General features: G+C 45.3%; 15 protein-coding genes. 6 read left to right on the top strand and 9 right to left on the bottom strand.

Annotation, left to right across the window (positions count from 1 at the left end):
* Positions 1-171: 171 nt before the first annotated feature.
* The 3 genes from ACYVUU_RS10375 to ACYVUU_RS10365 all read right to left on the bottom strand — a co-directional run bounded on the left by ACYVUU_RS10375 (position 172) and on the right by ACYVUU_RS10365 (position 4,037).
* On the bottom strand, positions 172-1,704 hold the full coding sequence (locus tag ACYVUU_RS10375; RefSeq protein ID WP_484500838.1) for a C69 family dipeptidase: 1,533 nt from the start codon (positions 1,702-1,704) through the stop codon (positions 172-174).
* A gap of 277 nt (positions 1,705-1,981) precedes the next feature.
* Entirely contained in the window at positions 1,982-2,929 is a 948-nt protein-coding gene (locus ACYVUU_RS10370; protein WP_484500837.1) for a sugar-binding transcriptional regulator, read from the bottom strand.
* A 169-nt stretch (positions 2,930-3,098) separates the two neighbouring features.
* On the bottom strand, positions 3,099-4,037 hold the full coding sequence (locus tag ACYVUU_RS10365) for an aggregation-promoting factor C-terminal-like domain-containing protein (RefSeq protein WP_484500836.1): 939 nt from the start codon (positions 4,035-4,037) through the stop codon (positions 3,099-3,101).
* Positions 4,038-4,436: 399 nt separating this feature from the next.
* On the opposite strand from ACYVUU_RS10365, the gene ACYVUU_RS10360 reads away from it, so the two are divergent.
* Positions 4,437-6,968 (top strand): M1 family metallopeptidase, encoded by a 2,532-nt coding sequence (locus ACYVUU_RS10360; protein WP_484500835.1) that lies wholly within the window; start codon positions 4,437-4,439, stop codon positions 6,966-6,968.
* A gap of 139 nt (positions 6,969-7,107) precedes the next feature.
* On the top strand, positions 7,108-7,893 hold the full coding sequence (locus tag ACYVUU_RS10355; protein WP_484500834.1) for an HNH endonuclease: 786 nt from the start codon (positions 7,108-7,110) through the stop codon (positions 7,891-7,893).
* A gap of 58 nt (positions 7,894-7,951) precedes the next feature.
* On the opposite strand, the gene ACYVUU_RS10350 is transcribed toward ACYVUU_RS10355, so the two are convergent.
* From ACYVUU_RS10350 to ACYVUU_RS10335, 4 genes are all read right to left on the bottom strand, one after another.
* The gene (locus ACYVUU_RS10350) at positions 7,952-8,548 is read right to left on the bottom strand and encodes a hypothetical protein (RefSeq protein ID WP_484500833.1); all 597 of its coding nucleotides are present in this window, start codon (positions 8,546-8,548) and stop codon (positions 7,952-7,954) included.
* A 101-nt stretch (positions 8,549-8,649) separates the two neighbouring features.
* Positions 8,650-9,072: a very short patch repair endonuclease gene (locus ACYVUU_RS10345; RefSeq protein WP_484500832.1), complete on the bottom strand. Its 423-nt coding sequence runs from the start codon at positions 9,070-9,072 to the stop codon at positions 8,650-8,652.
* Between the two features lie 28 nt (positions 9,073-9,100).
* The gene (locus tag ACYVUU_RS10340; RefSeq protein WP_484500831.1) at positions 9,101-10,951 is read right to left on the bottom strand and encodes a Z1 domain-containing protein; all 1,851 of its coding nucleotides are present in this window, start codon (positions 10,949-10,951) and stop codon (positions 9,101-9,103) included.
* 16 nt (positions 10,952-10,967) lie between these two features.
* On the bottom strand, positions 10,968-12,158 hold the full coding sequence (locus ACYVUU_RS10335) for a restriction endonuclease PLD domain-containing protein (protein ID WP_484500830.1): 1,191 nt from the start codon (positions 12,156-12,158) through the stop codon (positions 10,968-10,970).
* Between the two features lie 263 nt (positions 12,159-12,421).
* Here ACYVUU_RS10335 and ACYVUU_RS10330 point away from each other — a divergent pair, with 263 nt between their 5' ends.
* From ACYVUU_RS10330 to ACYVUU_RS10315, 4 genes are all read left to right on the top strand, one after another.
* The gene (locus ACYVUU_RS10330; protein ID WP_484500829.1) at positions 12,422-13,564 is read left to right on the top strand and encodes a DNA cytosine methyltransferase; all 1,143 of its coding nucleotides are present in this window, start codon (positions 12,422-12,424) and stop codon (positions 13,562-13,564) included.
* Positions 13,565-13,685: 121 nt separating this feature from the next.
* Positions 13,686-14,318 (top strand): nitroreductase family protein, encoded by a 633-nt coding sequence (locus ACYVUU_RS10325; RefSeq protein WP_484500828.1) that lies wholly within the window; start codon positions 13,686-13,688, stop codon positions 14,316-14,318.
* Positions 14,319-14,401: 83 nt separating this feature from the next.
* Positions 14,402-14,587, top strand: coding sequence for a hypothetical protein (locus ACYVUU_RS10320; protein ID WP_003613252.1), 186 nt, complete (start codon positions 14,402-14,404; stop codon positions 14,585-14,587).
* A 93-nt stretch (positions 14,588-14,680) separates the two neighbouring features.
* Positions 14,681-16,282 (top strand): Rib/alpha-like domain-containing protein, encoded by a 1,602-nt coding sequence (locus ACYVUU_RS10315; protein WP_484500827.1) that lies wholly within the window; start codon positions 14,681-14,683, stop codon positions 16,280-16,282.
* 93 nt (positions 16,283-16,375) lie between these two features.
* On the opposite strand, the gene ACYVUU_RS10310 is transcribed toward ACYVUU_RS10315, so the two are convergent.
* Complete coding sequence (locus ACYVUU_RS10310) at positions 16,376-17,587, bottom strand: L,D-transpeptidase family protein (protein ID WP_484500826.1); 1,212 nt, start codon at positions 17,585-17,587, stop codon at positions 16,376-16,378.
* A gap of 94 nt (positions 17,588-17,681) precedes the next feature.
* On the bottom strand, positions 17,682-18,317 hold the full coding sequence (locus ACYVUU_RS10305) for a hypothetical protein (RefSeq protein ID WP_484500825.1): 636 nt from the start codon (positions 18,315-18,317) through the stop codon (positions 17,682-17,684).
* Positions 18,318-18,368 lie beyond the last annotated feature (51 nt).

Below are 18,368 nucleotides of genomic sequence, written 5' to 3'. Positions count from 1 at the left end.
GTTTAAAAGCAAGTTTGAAAAGTACTTGTAAGTAAAGTAAAAGTTTGTAAGTGAAAAGGCAGCTCCAGAATGGAGCTGCCTTTTTCGTGCGGTTTAAAATATCGATGTTGCTATTTTTACTTGTTAAAATGCTTCTTGTTTACAGTTACTATGGAGATTACGGCAATAAAATTACTTGTTGAAAGTGAGCCTGGACTTGGTCATTGGCGCCAGCTTGTTGGAGTGGACGATCAGGCTCTTGTTCATGGTCTGCCACTTGCCTTGCGCGTAGTCAGCGTTCTTCTGGTTCTGTTCAGTCAAGTAGGCCGTCAGCTTGTCACCGGACAAAGTCTTGGCTGTCTTGTCGCTTTGGGCCAGGTTGGCCGCCAGCTGTTTAGTTACGGCCTTCTTGGTTGGATTAACGTCCTTGTAGATCAGGTCCGTCTTCTTGCCAGTTGCGCTGTCGATAAACTTCTTGTGCTTGTAAGCTTCAACCACCATGGCCGTGGTCTTGTAAGTCCAGTAGGCAGACTTGGTATTAGTCGGGTCTTGGTAGTCGCCATCAACCTTGTACTGGCTTGGCGTGTCGCTGATGTTGGTGTAGAAAGGCAGGTAGACGCTGGTCGCCGGGGAGGCCATGGCCAGCCACTGGATAGCAGCATATTCCTTAGGTACATTGTTTCTGATCTGCAGGATATGGGATTCCACGTCAGTTGGCACGTTGATCGGCCGGTAACCGCCCTTCCACTTGCCGTAGCTGGAGTACTTGGTTCCCGTAAAGTGGGAGGAAAGTACCTGGCCAACCTTGGCTGGGCTGACCTTCTTGTCCGGCTTAAGGAAGAGGGTGTAGGACTTCTTGGTAATTGACTGCTTCTTACTTGGGGTCAAGATTCTCTGCCCGTCCCACATTCTCGGCCGGTTGTAGACGGCGTCAGTCTTGTCGTTGGTACCAAAAGCCTTGGCGTAGTTGACCGTGCCTTTTGCATAGCCGGCCAGCTTGATCTTCTTGTTCTTGGACCAGGCCTTGACCTTCTTGACCAGGTTGCTTGAAGCCATGTAGTTCTTAGAGTCCTTGAGGTTGAGCTTGCCAATCACCATTTGGTTAGGGATGACGGCGTACTTGTTGTCTGGAACTCTGACGGCTGCCCAGGTGTGGCCGGAGCCGATTTCCATGTACCAGATTTCATTCTTGTCGCTGAAGATAACCCCATTGTTTTCGGCGCTGCCTTGCTTTTCAACGATCTGGCCCAGGCGCTGGACGCCTTCCTTAGCAGAGTGGATGTAAGGCAGGACCACGTCCAGCATGGAAGCTTCGGAGATCCCGTTCTTGACCAGTTTGTCAGCTTTCAGCCCCTTCTTGTTGGTCGTAGCTGATTCCGTAGCACTCATGGCCACGTTTTCGCTGTTGATCCCGCTCTCGCCAAAAATCCACTGGCCATTTTCCTGCTCGCCGTCCGGCGTGCTGGTATAGCGCAGGGCCGTCTTTGGCAGGCTGGTCTTGAAGCCGTTGTCTTCAGAAACATAAGTGGTCGGGCCATTGCTGGTTGCCTGGTGAACATAGAAGTGCTTGGACCAGGCGCCCACGTCTTCATTGCGGGCGACCAGGGTTGATCCGTCGGTCGTGGCCTTCTTGCCAACTACTACAGTCGTGCAGGCCTTGACAGGCGAGGCGGTAAAAGCAGCTGCCAGGCCCAGGGCACCAGCAGCCAAAATAAACTTACGCATGATATTTCCCCCTATCAAACATAATCCTATCAATCACACAGCAGCGCTTGTTAGCGCTTACTAAAAGAAATCATAAGCCTTTTGCCATTAAATTACAACCCTATACGAAAAGCTAAGCTGCTTTATTAAGAAGCAACTGGGCAGGAAATTATTAGAAAATGAGAAAGACTTTTACATGTAAAATAGGGGACAGCTAGATTATACCGGTTGAAAAAAGGACCGGCTCTTTTTCGGAGCTGGTCCTTTTGCCTGCTAAGCAGTGGAAATAATTAATTTTTTACCGGCTGCCTTCTTCTTGCAGCTGCAGGACCCGGTCAGCGATGCTTTCGCTGGTGACCAGGTGGGTGATGATGCCGGACTTGAGGGCGCCCAGGAGGGCTTCAGACTTGAAGCGGTCGTTGACCACGACGAAGCGGACAGGGGTCTTGACGATCTGCTGGTCGGAAATGCCGATGATCTTGTCAGTAATTGAGCTGAAGAAGTGGCCATCATGGTCGTATGGCCGGCCGAAGATCATGCCGGAAATGTTCTTTTGGTGGATGTTCTTAAAGAGGAGGCTTTCGTATTTTTCATGCAGGAAGCTTTCTTCTTCAAAAGCCTGCAAGGTGCCCAGGCTGGCCACCAGAAGGTCCATGTTGTCGTAAAGCTCATCCAGCTTCTCGTAAAAAGGCTCCTTCTTGATCAAGTTGACCAGGTCGGGATTGGAGGAGTAAAGGGGAGCTGGCAGGGCGCGGAAGTGGCCCCCGCATTGGGCAGCAGCGACGCTTTCCAGCGGATTCTTGCGCCCGCTGCCCTGGAGGGGATAGCCAACCAGCTGGACGAAGGTCAAGTCATCATTTTTGACATCCGTAAAGGAGTTGATGATGTCGAGCATGGTCGTCCCCCAGGTGATGCCGACGTTTTTGCTGGACTGCATGTAGCTCTGGATCTGTTCAGCCGCGAAGCTGACGATCTTTTCGCTGTCCTGGTTCTTGGTCTCCAGCTTCTTTAAGATAAAGGCTTCCTTGAGGCCAAACTGTTGGCGAAAGGTCTTTTCCAGGCCGGGATTCCGCTTGGCTCCTTCCTTGATATTGATCTGGACGATGCCGGTCTTTTCCGCGTCGTTCAAAGCTTTGTCAATAAGGTAGCGGGACAGGTTGTACTTGGCGGAAATTTCGGCGATGTTGAGTTTGCTGATGTAGTAGTCGTGTGCGATGTTTGCAAGCTGGTCGTTGCTGAGCTGCATGATTTCCTCCCAATTTTAGACATTTCAAAGACTATTTAAATATTGTAAAGCAAAAGGTCACTTTTGTAAAATAAGTAAAAAGGTATCACTTTTTGAAAAAGACAAAAAGCTAAAAAAGAGCAAAAAAGAAGGGGGAATCAAGCGATTCCTCCTTCGTCATTGTCTGATTTTAGTACCAGTTGTGAGCCAGCCAGAATCTCTTGGCGTTGACCCATGAGCCGTAACGGCCGTATACGTAGCGGTCAGCAGTCCGTTCTTGATTTGCCTTGGACAGGTTGCCGCCCAGGTAGGAGATCAAGAGTTGGTAGCGGCCGTAACAGTTGCCGTTTCTGGCAGTGTAGGAACCGCCTGATTCCCGCATAGCGATCCAGTACTTGGCTGCCTTTTCAGCTGACTTCTTAGCAGCCTTCTTCTTTGCGGCAGCTTTCTTCTTGGCAGCGGCCTTTCTCTTAGCGGCGGCTTTCTTAGCAGCAGCCTTTTTAGCAGCAGCAGCTTTCTTGGCAGCCTTCTTAGCGGCAGCAGCGGCCTTCTTGGCAGCAGCTTCAGCAGCCTTCTTAGCCGCGTCGTCTTGCTGGTCAGTTGAGCTTTGGCTTGAAGCTGAACTTTGGTCAGAGGCTTGGCTTTGGTCAGCGCTGGCAGTTACAGCTGCGGTAGCAGACTTAGTGGTCTTCTTGGCAGCCTTCTTAGCTTTCTTAGTTGCCTTCTTCTTAGTAGTCTTCTTAGCAACCTTCTTGGTAGACTTCTTCTTTGAAGTCTTCTTGGTCTTCTTAACAGCCTTCTTCTTGCTCTTCTTAGTAGTCTTCTTGGCCTTCTTAGTGGTCTTCTTGGCCTTCTTAGTGGTCTTCTTTACCGTGTTAGTAGAAGTAGAAGTGCTTGAGCTGGTTGAGCTTGCTGAAGCAGCAGTAGCTGAGCTTTGATTGGCAGCGCTAGACTGGCTTGCGGCCTGGTCTTGGCTGGCTTGCTTGTCTTGACTAGTTGCAGTTGCTGACTGTTGGGTAGAATTTGCGTCATTGGTTGCCGCTGAAACGTTAGCGGCGGGAGCAACCACGAGGGCAGCTGCAAAAGCAGTTGCTGATAAAACTTTCTTGAAATTACGTTTGAACTTCATATGGTAGAAACTCCTCACTTGCTTCTCTTAAAAACTAAGTCTATGCTACTAAAGGAATATTACAGGAACGTTACAAAACGACCACAGCTCGTTAACAATCCGGTAAAATGAACAATTTTTTGGCAAAAATGTCATAAAAAAGCAGAAAAGAGGGCCAAAATTATCATTTTAAGCGCTTTAAATTAGTTGAACGAATAAGTAACATTAGTAACAATTGTCAAGAGAATGACATAAAGTGGAATTTACTTCAAACTATTATTTCAAAAATGGAATTAATTGTTAGGGCAAAATCCAGATATTTTGCATTAAAGCGGCTTTATTTCGGCTTTTTTGCTAGAATAGAGAAGTGTGAATACAAAATATCGCGGGAAAATCTGCCGCGGATTATAGGAGGAAACAATGGCTGTTAAGCGCTTTTACGAAACATTCCATCCAGATCACTACGATCTGTACATCGACGTTGACCGGGCAGCAAGATCTTTCTCAGGGACTTCCACCATCCATGGTGAAATCCAGGAAGAAACTGTCTTGGTCCACCAAAAGTACATGACCATCAGCAAGGTCACGGTTGACGGCAAGGAAGTGCCGTTCACCTTCGGCGATGACTTTGAAGGCATCAAGATCGAAGCCGGCAAGACCGGGGAAGCGGTCATTGCGATCGACTACTCAGCTCCATTGACTGACACCATGATGGGGATCTACCCGTCCTACTACCAAGTTGACGGCGTCAAGAAGGAACTGATCGGGACCCAGTTTGAAACTACTTTTGCCCGGGAAGCCTTCCCATGTGTCGACGAACCAGAAGCTAAGGCAACCTTCTCCCTGGCCCTTAAGTTCGACGAACACGAAGGCGAAACTGTTTTGGCCAACATGCCGGAAGACCGGGTAGAAAACGGCGTTCACTACTTTAAGGAAACTGTCCGCATGTCCAGCTACCTGGTTGCTTTTGCCTTTGGTGAAATGCGGTCATTGACCACCCACACCAAGAGCGGGGTTTTGATCGGGGTTTACTCAACTCAAGCCCACACTGAAAAGGAACTGACCTTCTCATTGGACATTGCCAAGCGGGCAATTGAATTTTACGAAGACTTTTACCAAACTCCATATCCGTTGCCGCAATCACTGCAGCTGGCCCTGCCTGACTTCTCAGCCGGCGCCATGGAAAACTGGGGTCTGGTAACCTACCGGGAAGCCTACCTGCTTTTGGACCCAGACAACACCACTTTGGAAATGAAGAAGCTGGTTGCGACTGTGGTGACCCACGAACTGGCCCACCAATGGTTCGGCGACCTGGTAACCATGGAATGGTGGGACAACCTCTGGCTGAACGAAAGTTTCGCCAACATGATGGAATACCTGTCAGTTGACCACCTGGAACCTAACTGGCACATCTGGGAAATGTTCCAGACTTCTGAAGCAGCGGCTGCCTTGACCCGGGATGCGACCGACGGGGTACAGTCAGTGCACGTGGAAGTCAACGACCCGGCTGAAATCGACGCGCTCTTTGACGGGGCGATCGTTTACGCCAAGGGTTCAAGAATGCTGGTCATGGTCCGGTCACTTTTGGGCGACGAAGCTTTGAGAAAGGGCCTTAAGCGCTACTTTGACGAGCACAAGTTTGGCAACGCGGCTGGTGACGACCTCTGGGATGCCTTGTCAACGGCTACTGACTTGAACATTGGGGAAATCATGCACACTTGGCTGGACCAGCCTGGCTACCCAGTGGTGAATGCTTTTGTTGAGGACGGCCACTTGAAGCTGACTCAGAAGCAATTCTTCATCGGCGAAGGCAAGGAAGTCGGCCGCAAGTGGGAAATTCCGCTTAACGCCAACTTTAAGGCACCAAAGATCATGTCTGATGTTGAACTTGACCTGGGCGACTACCAAGCTCTTAGAGAAGAAGCTGGTCACGCTCTGCGCTTGAACGTGGGCAACAACTCTCACTTCATCGTGAAGTACGACCAGACTTTGATGGACGACATCATGAAGGAAGCCAAGGACTTGGGCCCAGTTTCCCAATTGCAATTGCTGCAAGACCTGCGGCTTTTGGCAGAAGGCAAGCAGGCTTCATACGCTGATGTGGTACCAGTTCTGGAACTCTTCAAGAACTCAGAAAGCCACATTGTTAACGACGCTTTGTACACGACTGCTGCTAAGCTGCGGCAATTTGCCCCAGCCGGCAGCGAAGCCGACAAGAACCTGCGGGCACTGTACAACGACCTGTCCAAGGACCAAGTTGCCCGTTTGGGCTGGCTGCCTAAGGCAGGGGAAAGCGATGAGGACATCCAGACCCGGCCATACGTTTTGTCCGCAAGTCTTTACGGCCGCAACGCTGATTCTGAAAAGCAAGCCCACGAAATTTACGTGGAATACGCTGATAAGCTGGCAGAATTGTCCGCAGACATCCGGGCTTACGTTTTGATCAACGAAGTTGAAAACTACGGGTCAAGCGAATTGACTGACAAGCTGATCGGTTTGTACCAGGCAACTAGCGACCCATCATTCAAGATGGACTTGGAAGCCGCGATCGTGAAGAGCAAGGACAAAGGCGAACTGAAGAAGATTGTATCCTGGTTCGAAAACGCTGAAATCGTCAAGCCGCAGGACCTGCGCGGCTGGTTTAACGGCGTCTTGTCCAACCCGGCAGGTGAACAGCTGGCCTGGAACTGGATCAGAGACGAATGGGCATGGATGGAAAAGACGGTCGGCGGCGACATGGAATTCGCTACCTTCATCACTGTCATCTCCCGCGTCTTCAAGACTCAGGAACGCTACGACGAATACAACTCCTTCTTTACTGACAAGGAAAGCGACATGCTGCTGAACCGGGAAATCAAGATGGACCGGAAGGTCATCGCTACCCGGGTAGACTTGATTGCCAGCGAACAAGCTGACGTCAACGCCGCGGTTGCTGCTGCTTTGCAGAAGTAATTAAATAGAGCATAAGAAAACTGTTTCCGGTGAGAGCTGGAAACAGTTTTTTGTATGTATTGTTTTGACAAACTTGTCTTTTTTTGTGTTATCCTGAAAGCGATAAATCTATTTTGGCAAAAAAGCTAGGGGTTTAGTTATGCCTAATAATAGGGGAAAACGCTGGACGGAAGAAGAGACAACGCTGGCGTATGCTTTATATTGTGAGATACCATTTGGTCAGATAACTGGCAGGAATCCAAAAGTTATTAAGCTTGCACAGCTGCTTGGAAGAACGCCAGGCTCAGTGGGGATGAAAATGTGTAATCTTGCCCGTTTTGACCCAGAGTTACAAAAAAGGAATGTTGGCGGTTTAAAAAACGGCAGCAAGATGGATGAGATTGTGTATAGGAAGTATGAATCAAATCTTGAAGAACTTGCTTATCAAGTCCAGTTGATCAAAGAAAGTCTTTCAACTGGGGAAATACACGAACCAAAGTACTACAATCAAGAACCAGTCAACATGCCAGAGGGAAGGGACAAAGTACGGGAAGTAAAGACCAGAGTTGGCCAGGATGCTTTTCGGAGAGTTGTTCTTAGCTCTTATCATAACAAGTGTTGCATAACCGGCATTAACAACTCAGAATTGCTTGTAGCCAGTCACATTAAACCATGGAGCGTAAGTGATGCCGCAACTGAGAAAACTAATCCCAGAAATGGCTTATGCTTAAATTCATTGCATGATAAGGCCTTTGACTGCGGACTGATTACTATTGACAAAGGACTTCATGTGATAATTTCTGATAATCTCGCAAAAACTGACATGGATAACAATACTCGCGAGTGGTTGAAGAGTTACGATCATCGTCAAATAGCTCTTCCAGAGAAATTTATTCCTTCAGTAGAATTTATCGAATACCACAACGACGTTATATTCCAAGGATAGCAAGTTGGACATGGAAAAAGACTACAGTTCTCGTAAAGGAGCTGTAGTCTTTTAGCTTCTATTTGAATGAAAGGTGTTTGTAATCAGGAGTAGATTTATTTTTGTATTGCTTAGCTAAGGCCTTAGTAGGATAGTAGTTTGCCCAAGTATAGACGTTGGTAAACACTAAAATATTAACCTTCTTGCCATTAATTTTCCGAGTGATGTGTCTAAATGATGGAAAATTTTCGCCAAGTCCATACCAGCCTGACAAGCATAAGTAAGTTCCGTTAGTATGGTTTTTGATGATAAGGCCACGTTTTGCCCACTCACCTGCGACCCAATGCTTAGATGCTTTTTCGATGGCTCTGTTCTCATTTTTTTGTTTCTTTGTGAGCTTATCACCATAGTGGTAGTTAGGGTAGCCTTTACGAGCATAAATGCGCATATTAGTACCCAAGCTACCAGAATAGGTATATTTGGTAAAGACAACTGGCTTTTTTCCATCACGGCCAACATCATAACTATACCATTTGCCTCGTAGGTTCTTAGGTACAACGATCTGTTTTCCTCGACCGTATTTTGCAGCAGAAACGGCTTGGTTATTGAAACTGATAACGGCAATCAGTCCTAGCATAGCGACTAAAATCGCTAATGCTTTTTGGAATTTCTTCATTCTCTTTTACCTCATAATTGCGTGAAAACTATGTTCACTGATTATGATACAACTATATGTTAGGAGAAAGAAGAGATTTTTTGATCATCTTGAACAATAATTCATTCATCACTGCGAGTGTACAACATGATCAATTCTGCGTAGTATTCTGGATTTTTGAGCACTTGTTTGGACCAAAACCGCAATACGGTCCATCCCATTTCTTTGAGCTTTGCATTGACTTCTTGGTCCCGTTTCATGTTGCGCTCAATTTTAGGAATCCAGTAGTCACGATTGCTCTTTATATGCTTTTTGTAGTTTTCCCAATCATAGCCATGCCAGAATTCGCCATCGATAAATACTGCGACTTTATATTTGGTAAGTGCAATGTCTGGCTTTCCCGGAAGATCTTTATAGTTCTTTCGATAATGAATGCCATTCTTCCAAAGAATTTTGCGAATAATAACTTCGTCCTTGCCTTCGGTAGAATGAACCTTTGACATTCGTTTGCTGGTCCTAGGGTTGGTCTTAAATTCATACGCCATAGGCTATACCTGCCCCATTCTTGAGAAACTAGTCAATCATATAAATGTTGCTAGTGCCAGGAAGTTTGATGTTTGGCACCCAGAGCTTCTTACCTTCAGGCCAATTCAATTCGGGATTGTCGCCATTTACTTGATAGAGCGTTAAGACAAACTTGTCGGTAAATGCATTTGTAGCAGCCCAGTCATTTGGTGACAGTAAGGCCCGCATGCCATAGGTAATGTTACGGTCTCGTCGTACCATAAGCATGCCTGTAGCAAGTGGAGTTTTGTGCATTTCAGATTGAATCATGCTCTTGTATCCAGCAAAATTGAAGTTGTCATCTTCAAATTTGTCTAAAATCTTGATAATCAGCTGAAGAGGAACTGCTTGAGGTGCTTCAGTTCCATCAAACTTTTCCACCATTTTGGAAATCTCATCAAAAGTATTGTTGTGAGGATTTGATGGGAAGTGGTTACTGTTACCTGGAAGAATGTTAAGCAAAGATTTGTCTAACACATTTTCACGTGTTGGATTTAATCCGTCAGGATAGCTGATAGTAATTTTTTCTCCTTTGCGGGCTTGCTCAACGATTGCGTTGTTTGTCTCATTGATTTCAGAGAACAGGTTGTACAGCTCATGAGTAATAAAGAGACTGATAAGCCCCTTATCGCGATCATACCCAAACATTCTGTTGTGTTGCCACATTGTGTCTGCTTGTGGGTGTTTGCTCGTGCGTGCGTAATAGAAAGTATGTAGCTGACTAAACGTTACGCCACGACCAAGATTGGTACCACCAACTACGAAATTACACCCGCGTTCATAGTCTTCACTTGTATCAGCGCTTGAACCGTTTAATTTAACAATATTGAATTCCTTCTTGCTCAAGATTTTTTGAACGAGCTGATAGATATCTTCAAAAGACTGCTTTGGATCTTTTACAGGAGCAAGCGTGTCATATTCCTTCTTCATCTCATCCTTTAGCTTAGGATCATCGGATGATTCAGAAAGCTCGTCAAGTACATTGCTGATTTCCCTTGCCGTTCTGTTGTGTTCTGACTGCAAGCGGCTTGTATGAATTAAGCAATTAGACACTTCATGACCTGTTAGGAAGAGTTGTGCCGTTACAACTAAATGTCGAATGACTACATCACGAGCTAAGTTTGAAGTAGATTCGCTGTTAATGAAGCGCACAAAATCTGGTGTTTTGTCTTTCGGAAAGAAGAAGTTGCCGCCAAGATAAGCATCTCCTGGTTCGAAGTAGTCTACGAAAAGGGGGTGCCAGCCGGAGATGCTTGATTGCAATAACAAGGATTGAGGAGTACCAGTCATTTGCAAGTAGATGCTACTTTGAGCTGTATCAATAATATCTTGGAGATATTTATTGATAGATGACACTTTGTCTTGGTTGACCTTGGTGTTCAAAGATGCTGCGTCTGCTTCATCGTCAATGATAAATAGCGGATTCCCTAAAAGCATGTTTGTATTTCTGAATCTATTTGCCCATGCTTTAAGAACTCGGTAATTCTTTTTAACAACAACTACTACGGGTTTATCACCGTGGTTCCTAAATTTTTGTTCTTCATTTTCGTTGCATACTACGAAATCCGTCAGGTCGTTCTTTGCACGGTCATAGGTTTGCTCTTGAAGAGTAGTATTGTCAGTAGTCAGAAACAGAAAGAAGGGAAATCCGAGGTCAACGGCTTCACACATTACGCCAAAAACATGTCCAGTCTTCCCAGATTGAATGTTGCCAAATAGGAGTCCCATTTGATGTGACGCATAGTCAAATTGTGACAGTCGTTTTTCTCCTACTTGCTTTGCGGTCTTTTCAATCGAATCAGCAAAGCCAGTCTTTCCTTCATTTTTGATTTTATCTATATAGTTATCTAAGTAGCCCATCAATTACTTCCTTAAGCTAATCACAAAAGTGGATCGTCCAAACATCTAACGGCTCTTCTATCCAGTGTTTCTTATCCAGGCGGTTATTTTCATTTCGTTTGAAGACTTTGCCAAGTCTTTTCTCATTGGTCTTGTGCAATTCGAGTGTCGTCATGTGAGATTGTTTGAGCATCTCCTCAGTTACCATACCAAGTCGATCTGGATCGTCATCTTTATTGTCAAAAGGCGTTAGTAATCCAGATGCAACTAAGCGACCTTTGATCCATCTCCCAAAGATACGGTCATTGCCGTATGCCGTCAACTGTTTGTTATTTTGAGCAGTGGTATGTGCTTCAAACATGTATCCATCATCAGTTACCAAGAAAAACGGCTTGTCCTTTGGGTAATCAGGTTCACGGGTAATATTTACGCTAACAGTAATTTGGGTTTCGAACCAGTTTCGTAGAGCAACTTTACCGTTCTTGCCTTTTCTGCCGTTTCCGTAGCACACATTGATATTTGAACTTGCGAAGTCTTTTCTATCCGTACTGAAGCGATTTGCATACTTTGGAGCCTTGATTGGGATGTGAAACGAAATATCGTTCTCTTTCTCGTTGAAGTGTTGAACTGATGATTCAGTTAATTCAGATACATCTTCGATATTAGTCAATAAGTCGTTTCTTTCGTGAACAGTCTTGATCTCATCAATTTTCTCTACAGTGATACAACATTTCTCTAGCAAATTGGCAATAAACTCAGATAGCTCTTGATTCTCTGCGATGTCTTCATTTGTTTTGGAGAGTTCATATTGACGTAAGGTACGGCCGGTTGGATTTAAGGCACCTAAGTTTGCAGATCCTAGAATACTGAGAAACGGTTTGCCATCTTTCCAGAAGATGTACAGCTTGCCGTGATATTCCATACTTCTGACAATGTATAAGTCACCAATTCCACTGGCTTGCCACTTTTTGTGAAGACGAATTATTTCATTGCGAATGCTGCTGGGCATTCCATCAACGGAATACATTCCGCAAATCAGCTTAACGTCTTTAATATTATATTTTTCTACAAGTTCATCGACTTTTTGGAGCCCTTTTACAGAAACATAACCTACTGCAATCTCAAGCTTATCAGATTGTGCAAGAGATTCTTCAAATTGTTCTGATATTACCTTCTTGCCACTCGGTATTATCAACGGACGAACATCAGTATACAAAATTGACATCATTTATACCTCATTTCTAAGAAATCGAAACTATATTCCTATTAGTTTCTTGTTTAATTAAATTCTATCAGCTAAAAAATAGTTTGTCAGAATTATGTGGTGCGCGTATTATTTGGCTGTATTACAGCGAAAATAGAGGTACGGTACATTATTATTGCCAGCTGCGTTCAAAAAAGGTAAAATGTTAGCATAGTCATATGCCAAAACGCATGTTTTGGTAGATATGATTTTTGTAGCAAGAAAACTGATTACTGAGGAGCTCAAATATGATTTTTAGGACTGCAGAACTTTTTGCTGGCCCAGGTGGCGGTGCATATGCTGCCAAGCAAAGCCATTTCGTAGACAAGAACGGCGTAGAATGGGGATTTACCCACGCTTGGGCTAATGAATATGATCCCGACACTGTTGAAACCTATAAGCTGAACATTCTTAATGATCCAGATGCAAAGACTGTCTACTGTGAAGATGTTCGCAAGTTTAATCTAGATGACGATGAGAAGCTTGGAAACATTGATGCTTTAATTTTCGGTTTTCCATGTAATGACTACTCAGTGGTGGGGAAGCATAAAGGTCTTGAAGGGACTTATGGTCCACTTTATAGCTATGGCGTACACGTTTTGAAGAGATATCAGCCTAAAGTTTTTGTGGCTGAAAACGTTGGTGGGCTGACTTCGGCAAACCAGGGTGAAGCCTTCATTCAAATTTTAAAGGCATTGCAAGAAGCTGGTTACACTCTGACACCAAACTTTTACAAGTTTGAACAGTATGGTGTTCCTCAGATGCGACACCGTATCATTATTGTTGGGATCAGAAACGATTTAGCAGAAAAGGGAATCAAGTTCCATGTCCCTGCACCGACTACGCCAAATCCATCTGACTACAAGACGGCGGGTGAAGCATTGACTAATCCACCAATTCCAGCTGATGCACCAAACAATGAAATGACACATCACAACAAACGTACTGTTGATATGCTTAATTATATCCCCGAAGGCGGCAATGCATGGTCGTTGTCTATTCCAGAAGAATTGCGTTTGCATGTTAAAGGGGCAAAACTCTCCAACATTTATAAGCGTTTGACCTTCAATAAACCGTCTTATACGGTAACTGGTTCTGGCGGTGGTGGCACTCATATGTATCACTGGAGTGAAAATCGCGCTCTAACAAATAGAGAGCGTGCGCGTTTACAGACTTTCCCAGATGATTATGTATTTGTTGGCGGGAAAGAAAGCGTTCGTCGCCAAATCGGTATGGCGATTCCGCCAGAGGGGATGAAGCATATTTTGATGGCCGTGCTTAAGACGTTTGCAGGCGTAGATTATCCGAGTGTTGAACCTACTGAACGCTTACAGCCTGATATTTTGTTTAACGTCAGCGGTAGCGAAGTTGCAAACTTGGTTAAGCATTAATTGAAAATAAAATGACTGTTTCTAGCATGAGCTGGAAACAGTTTTTGTATGTATTCAATCTGACTGCAATCGGTTACAATATAGGTGTAAATACTATCGTACATTCTTTGAGGTAAACACAATGAACAACGATTTTAAAGATATCATGCAAAACAGAAAGTCAATCCGGCACTATGATTCCAACGTTAAGATTTCCCGTGACGAATTGCTGGAAATCATCAATGAGTCTATCTCTGCCCCAAGTGCCTGCAACCTGCAGTCATGGCACTTCGTTATCGTCGACACTCCAGAAGGCAAGAAGAAGCTTCATGACTTCTTGATGCCGTTCAACTACCAACAGGTTGACACGGCTCCTGCTACCATCATGGTCTTCGGCAACACCAAGTCATATCTGAAGTACCGTGACCTGTGGAATGGCATGGTAGAAGCCAAGAAGGTAACTCCAGAAGCACGCGATGCCGCGGTTAACACCTTCCTTCCGCTTTACGAGAAAGCTGACCGGCAAATGTTAGTCGCAGATGCAATGGTTGATGCCTCACTTGTCTCAATGCAACTGATGCTGGTTGCCCGTGAACACGGCTACGAAACCAACCCAATGGCTGGCTATGACGCAAGCAAGGCAGCCGCGGAATTTGGCTTGGATCCAGAACAATACATTCCAGTGATGGCCATCTCCATTGGCAAGCCAGACCCAAGCGAAGTCGTTCCAGATACTGCCCGTTATGATGTCAAAGACGTGACGGAATTCGCCTAAGTTGTTATTTTTGCCGCTGAGAAAGCGCTATAATATAGATGGTAAGAAATGGTCAGAGATGTGTGAGAAATAAGGTGAGCAAAATGAAGATGAAACATGCTAAGAGAATCGCCCTTTTGCTGGCTTTAGGCTACGCTGGTGGCCAGGCTTTGAAGCGGTCAGCTCCATTCTTGAAGGGCGTGCAGGCAGGGATCCTCATGGAGAAGGGCAAGAGAAAGCTCAAGGAGAGCGAACCTGTCCAGAAACTGAAGGAATTAGCTGATAAATAGAAAATAATGTACGCGTGGTTCTAGTTGGAACACATCTCCATTCTTATACTAGTGCCACGCGTATTTTGTGGAATGTAATTGAGGATTAGGAATATGAAAATGAAACTTAGTCGTATTCTGACGCTTATAGCAGCGTTAGTTTTATTAGGTAGTGCTGTTGAAACGGTGCCTAGTTCAGTACAGCCAGCTGAAGTTGCAGCGGCTCAAAAGAAGACTGCTAAGAAGAAAAAGACAAAGAAATCTAGTTCAAAATCTAAGAAGAAGTCGATAAAGAAGACTACTTCAAAACCAAAGAAGAGGTCGGTAAAGAAGGCCACTTCAAAGTCGAAGAAGTCGGTAAAGAAGAAGCCGGTAAAGAAGACTACTTCAAAGTCAAAGAAGAAGACGGCAAAGAAGACTACTTCCAAGCCAAAGAAGAAGTCAGTAAAGAAGACCACTTCAAAACCGAAGAAGACGGTTAAGAAACCAACATCAAAGTCAACGACAAATGCAAAGGTTAATCAACCGTCCACAAAGCCGTCAACGGAACAACCAGCTAATAAGCCATCAGCTAGTCAACCTTCTACGAAGCCGTCGACAGAACAACCAACTAATAAGCCATCAACTGATCAGCCATCTGACAAACCAGAAAACAGTTCAAGTGTGAAAGAGAGTAAGGATGCTGATCGTTATAAGCCTATAGCTGGTGAACCAGATGTTGGTGTAGCAGTAGGTGATCCGTTGCCGTGGAGTTGGTTAATTTCAAACGAAAATGAACTTCCCTCGGGTACGAAACTTAAGTTTGATAAAGAGCCTGATTTAAACAAAGTTGGAACGTATCACATCAAGGTCATTGCCCAGTATCCAGATGGATCTGAAAATAGCTCAGATACGATCCAAGTACGTGTGAGACCCAAAACTGATGCTGAAATCTATGAACCTAAGGTTAAAGATTTAGAATTATTTGAGGGAGAATACCGAGACGATAGTGAATATATAACTAATAAGGAAGAACTCCCTAAAGGAACAACATTTACGCATTTCCTAAGCGAGACTTTTGTGAATTACGAAAAGGCAGGGGTGTACACTCAAACTATTGAAGTGCGTTATCCAGATGGTTCTATGGATATAACAAGACCAGTAACAGTAAAAATAAATTCGATAGCAGATGCGGTATCAGTTAAAGCTTTTGATGAACCAAAATCTCCAACTGAAAGATATATAATGTTGAAAATTACTAATAGATCTGGGAAGACACTGGATATAGGCATGGCTGCAGAGCCAAAAGATAGTCACGGTAAGGATCTTGGGCTTATAGCCGATGACAACCGAGGCCCTATTGCGCCAAATCAGTCTGTTATTTTATGGGGAAAATTTAGGGATCAGAGACCCTATTACTTTGATCATATAGATTATCATCTTAATTTAACAGAATCAGTTAAAAAATCCGCAAACTCTGATTTGAAAGTAGAAGTTACTAAAAATGATGACTACGGATATGATGTAAAGGCAACTAATATCGGATCTAAAAAGATCTATTACCCAAATGTACATGTATTCCTCTTAAAGAATGGAAAAGTAATAGATGAAAATGAGGTATTAATGGAACCAGATGATGCCGATGGTTTACAACCTGGGGAATCAATTACTAAGTCGTTCCAATCAGATGATTATGATGATGTAGAACTGTCTTACACGTCATCATATGACAAATAGCTTTGGGTGATTAACCCGCTAAACTTAACGCAATCAAAAAAGGATCTAGCTTCCAAAGAGAAGATAGATCCTTTTTCATATGTAATTTAGGTTTTAGTAAACGATCACAGGCATGTGCACCTTAACCGCGTTCCAAACGGACTTGATTTCACTAGGCCGGATGTTGACGCAGCCGTGTGACCCGCCTTCCAGGTAGGCCGTGCTTGACCAGTCGGTCCGCCATGACGCGTCGTGCAACCCGCAGCCGCTCAAAGTAAATGGCATCCAGTAGCTGACCTTGGAAGCGTAGTTCGACCCGTCGTCGTTCTGCCCCTTCAAAGTAGCGTCCTGTTGCTTGTACATGATGTACCAAACCCCAGTAGGCGTAGCGTTGTCGCCCTTGTTGGCCGTCCCCGTAACCACGTCAGATACAGTTACGACCACCTTGCCGTTGACAGCCACCCACATGTCCTGGCTGGCGATTGATACAACCACATAGCTGTTGCCCAGCCCGTTGTTGCTCTTGCCATAGCCCAAACCTTGCGTGGTGTAGCCTTCGCCATAGATGTGGTTCTTCCCGTCAATGGTCTTCTTGCCGCTTTCATAAGCTGCCAGAACCGCCTTCTTGGCGCTGGCCGTCCAGATCCCCCAGCCGTAGCTCTGGTTGGTAACGGTGATGGTTGACCCGGCAGGAGTCTTGAACTTGTAGCTCTTGCCCAAAGTCTTGACTTCCTTGTCCATGGCGTTAAGCTTGCTCGTCAGCTTGCTGGTGTCGTCATAGTGAACAGCGCCGTTGTAGTAGCTGACTTGAGTCAAGTAGTCCTTAGCCGCCAAGGTAAAAGTCTTCCCAGCTACAGAGTAGTCCACGCTGGCCGAGGTAATAGCCTTCAGCTTGCTCTTGCCCTTCTTCAGAGCCGTGTTTTCGTAAGTGTAGCTCTTGCTGGTCGGCAGTTGGGTGTACTGCTTGTCAAAGTACTTCTGGACCTTTTCCTTGCTGATGGTCGTCAGCTTGCTGTCTCTAACAGCACTGATCTTGCCATCCTTGTAGACCAGCTTGTTGACGGCCTTGGCCTGGATCTTCTTGACCGCTTGGTCAACCGTCAGCTTGCCCACCTTGACGCCATAAATGGTGACGTTGGCGTTGAAGTGCTTCTTGTTGTATGCCACCTGCTTCTTGTTCTCCGCCAGAACCGTTGCCTGGTGCTGCTGGTAGGCATTGTGTCCCCAAATGCCCGCGCAGGCTAAGGCGATAACCGCCACGCCCGCGATAATCAGGTACTTGCTGCCTTGAGTGTTTTTCTTCCGGTAGTCTTTGCGAGAAGTCATTAATAACTCCAATCTGTTCATTCAAAAGATTGTGTTCAGTATAACACGAATCGCTTAGCGATTAAAATGTACGGAGGGATTTTTTAATATGAATTTAAAATTTAGTCTCCGCGATATCGTCTTCCGGCCGGTGGCCCTGAATCCGGACCAGCTGCCAGGCAAAAGGACTTTCCTGCTTCTTTAACTGAACTGTCAAGACGCCTGCTTCAAAAACAAAAGCACATTCTTCCCGGCCGTCAATCCATTCAATCCGGTTTGGCTCTTCAGTCAAGCCAGTCACCTTGACCTCTGCAGGATAAGGGGCCTTTAAGAAAAGGTAGGCCTGGTAGGGCGCGTGCCGGTTGGTCAAGACGAAAGCATCTTCCGCGTCAGCTGATAATTCGCTGGCTTGCCCTTCATTAACCGCGTGGCCAAACTTGTGCATCCAGCTGTTTAAGGCCTCTAAAGTAGTCTGGTCAGCTTCGTCTGCGGCATCCACGTCAATCACCAGTGCCTGGCCATTTTTTCTTGCAGCTACCAGGGCGTCCACGACTTCATCTGCCTTGTAATGCTGGCCAGCTTGCTCTGGCAGGTAGGCAATGGTGTACTTTTCACAGGCTGCCTGTAATTCTTCAGGGCCGCTGACGGCGCGGGCACCGATGTCTCTTGCCCGGCGGACCAGAGCATCCGCGTTTACATTTTCCCCACTTGGGTTAAAATTTAAGATAATCGCAAAATCAGGGTTGATCATTGCTTGCTCCTCCTTATTGTTAAACACATGTTTTATTTTACTAAATTATTG

It is taken from the genome of Lactobacillus sp. WILCCON 0058, from assembly GCF_057198005.1.
Note: the sequence above shows the minus strand (reverse complement) of the source record. Positions and strands in the feature narration are given on the sequence as shown.